Here is a 3,020-nt window from a genome sequence, read left to right on the forward strand (position 1 = left end):
ACATGGCAGAGCTCGTTCTCGGTTTTAATAAATTTGTGAAGCAAGTTATTATAAAGATGCACCCTAAATCAGTGGGGCCAGTTTTAGACCTGCGGTTTCATTTTCTTGGCTCAGCTTCATAACAATTTCTTGTTGATATAAAAATGAGGCCAAATGCGGCCTCAGACGCGCCTTCGGTTTCGTTTTAATTCAATTGCATCCAACGCCCTCCAGTTGGTACCCCTCCCGCTGTTGTGCCTGAGCTTCCTTGATGCTCTCGTCGCGTGCTCGCCTGCGAACAGCGCCATCGATGTTTAAGTCTTGCTGTGTCTGATATCAAAGTTGGGCTCCAGCCTGCTGCCTCGTGGTAAATCACATCGTGTACGGATGGGGCATCAATGACGCTTAAGGACGATTGCGTGGGGTGGTTCGCGAACGGTGGCGGCAGACTCGCTGCGCTTCACCCGTGGGTTAGGTTTCGCAAATTACAGAGTTGCCAGTCAAAACACCTGCTTTTGGTGGAAGCCACAGTGGAAACCAGCGCCTGGCAACCATAACTTTTGATAACAGGCTGGCAGCCTGGTTCGCACCAGGTTCGCGTAGGAGGTTGCGAACCTCAGTGCGAACCTACCTCCGGTGCGCACCCAGAATACGCATTAGCGGTGCGCAATTTGCGCAATTGCTGCGCAGTAAACCGGCGGGCCATTGCTGGCGCTGGAGCCTCTACATCGTCGCGCTGGCATCATGCGGCCCCAATCTGAAACAACTCGATCTGCTGTTACACCGGGTGTTACAAGGCCTCAGTGCGTGAATATGCTGCGTGGAGGGGCGTGAAACGTTGCCGGGGGCACTGCTTCGCGCAGGCCAGGTGCGCGGTGGGTGTGCGCGAAATACTGCGCAACACTCGCCGGCCGGAACTGGTCGCCAGCCTTCCGAGGGGTGTTTCGGTAAATGGGATTTGGTGCGTCGGTGACCCAGGGAGAGCGGTCACCACCAAGGTATCCACGCCCGTACCTAATAAAACAGTGGATACCAACATGGATACTTACCTTCATCGTGCGGACCGACCTCTACGACGCGGCATTTTTTACGTAGCTTTGAAGCTGGAAAACTGCGCCGCTCGTTAGATTCTGATGGTTTCCAAGATGCCTTCAGGCGATTCGATCTTACTGCTCTTCGGCCGACCATACGCGTTAGCGTTCCGAATGCTGACTTATTCGAGGTTTCGCCCGAACCATGAAAGAGATTTTTTATACGGCAAAAATACTGAGTTTTGGACGTCGGTATATTTAATTACTATTTCCGTATGAGATAGCGCATGTTTTGCAAGTTCGCGAGAAATGCTAAAGGTTGTTTCCCCTGGCTCTGCAGTCAGTTCCACAAGAACAATCTCATCCCCGGGGAGGAGGGCTCGCCCGTCAACAACCCCCGCAAAATTTGTCCAGTGCCTACCTCTAAGGTCGGGCATGCAGTCGATTAAAGATGAATGTGGTTTTTCATGAAGCGTTGCGACTAGAGATGTCACTAGCAACGGTCCGGCTCCGTTATTCCTGAGCTTAACTCGCAAGGAGTTTTCGTAGTCTCCAATCATTACTTCAGGGATGGGCTTAACTGTTAAAGTGTTATGGAGTTGTTGCTGCTTCGCCGATTTTGCAGATACCCGTACCGCGTAGATTGAAACTAGCACTGCAATAATAGCCGCGGCCGCACTTGCAATTGCAGACACGGCAGACGCAATATTTTGGTTCTTTTCTAAGAAATCAAATAGCTTTATAAGTATGTCCATAATTTTTTCTCTCCATGGTGAAATCGCGAAGCGAGGATTAGCCTGTGGCCTAATCGATAGGGTACATGGGTACCTCCGCCGTCTTGCATTATCTCATTTGCTTCCGAAAAGTGGTCAAAACTTTAAATGAAAGCGGAGTTGGAAGCAGTCAAAGCCCTTCATTCATCACGCATCAGAACCTGACAAAAGCTGACATCGGGCCGGCCTGGAGCGGATGAGAGCGCTCGCGGCTTGTTAGCAAAAGTTAGTCCCTAATGAGGTTGTCCACCCCGCCACCCTGTTAACAATAGCCAAGGTTTCGAGCGTGGGCGCGACCCTTTTTGTGTTCCTTGGCTAAACGTAATGTTTCATGTCACAACGCATCAGCTAGGATTCTGCTTTCATCTCTTGCCAAATTGTCCCTTAGTGCGTCTGCCAGTTCCTTTGATTCTCGGGCAACCTCGGTCAGACACTCTCGTCTCACCACTCTAATGCAACATCCAACCTGACTGGGTATATGTGCCGAGAATAGAAATTCGCTTTTCTGAACCTCGGTTAACACTAGCTCACCCTCGCTACTCCTCTCGCATTCGAATAGTGGTGAATCTACGACGATGATCGGAAAGGCGAATGCCAAACGCGGCAGCTTTCCCTCTCCTTCATCTTGAGACACTCCGTGGCAAGCTTTTAATACCGATATTGCTGCTCCGAAAGCCTCATCGTTCTTACCTCCCATGGCTTGGCGGAAACCATAACCCCCACGATTAGGGCGTTCTATATATTTAGTCAGGAGAGGAAGTTCGCGCCGTATTCCCATCGATACACGTTTTTTCAATACGGCACGAGCAGCACCAGATTTGACGCCAAAAGCATCCAGTCTATTTGAGGTTTTGAGTACGTCATCGGACATGAATACTACCCAGGGATTTTGGGTTGACTTGCACTCAACGACAAAGGAAATGTCCAATATCCCAATCCAGTCCGGATCTTGCGCAAGCACATCTATTTCTCGCCCTTTATCGGCTTGGGGGTCGGCAAAGGTGGCAGATTGTCTAACGTCGAACCCGGCCTCGCGAAATGCTGCCGCCGCTTCCATTTCCAACGGGAAGCCGGTCTTCTTTAGCCATTCAGTGATGTTCTTGGTTAGCGCGCTAGGTTCTTTCATGGCATCACCTCAATTTAAAATGGGCTTATGTTGGAGCCGAGCGACTCCGTGACGGAGATCCCTATGACGGATGGTAACCAGGCGGGGTGGTTACTTTTGGTGGTTACCGAC

The 3,020-nt window shown here is 50.7% G+C and carries 2 protein-coding genes; both read right to left on the reverse strand.

The features are described from left to right. Positions 1 to 1,192: 1,192 nt before the first annotated feature. Positions 1,193 to 1,765 (reverse strand): hypothetical protein, encoded by a 573-nt coding sequence (locus FEM54_RS29165; protein WP_138453917.1) that lies wholly within the window; start codon positions 1,763 to 1,765, stop codon positions 1,193 to 1,195. Between the two features lie 352 nt (positions 1,766 to 2,117). Then, on the reverse strand, positions 2,118 to 2,909 hold the full coding sequence (locus tag FEM54_RS29170; protein ID WP_138453918.1) for a hypothetical protein: 792 nt from the start codon (positions 2,907 to 2,909) through the stop codon (positions 2,118 to 2,120). Between the last annotated feature and the right edge of the window lie 111 nt (positions 2,910 to 3,020).

The sequence above is a fragment of the Pseudomonas edaphica genome (genome assembly GCF_005863185.1).
Lineage (GTDB): Bacteria > Pseudomonadota > Gammaproteobacteria > Pseudomonadales > Pseudomonadaceae > Aquipseudomonas > Aquipseudomonas edaphica.

What these genes read in the sequence shown, in the direction of transcription:
- FEM54_RS29165 (WP_138453917.1), bottom strand. Translation starts at nt 1,765, where the DNA reads ATGGACATACTTATAAAGCTATTTGATTTCTTAGAAAAGAACCAAAAT.
- FEM54_RS29170 (WP_138453918.1), bottom strand. Translation starts at nt 2,909, where the DNA reads ATGAAAGAACCTAGCGCGCTAACCAAGAACATCACTGAATGGCTAAAG.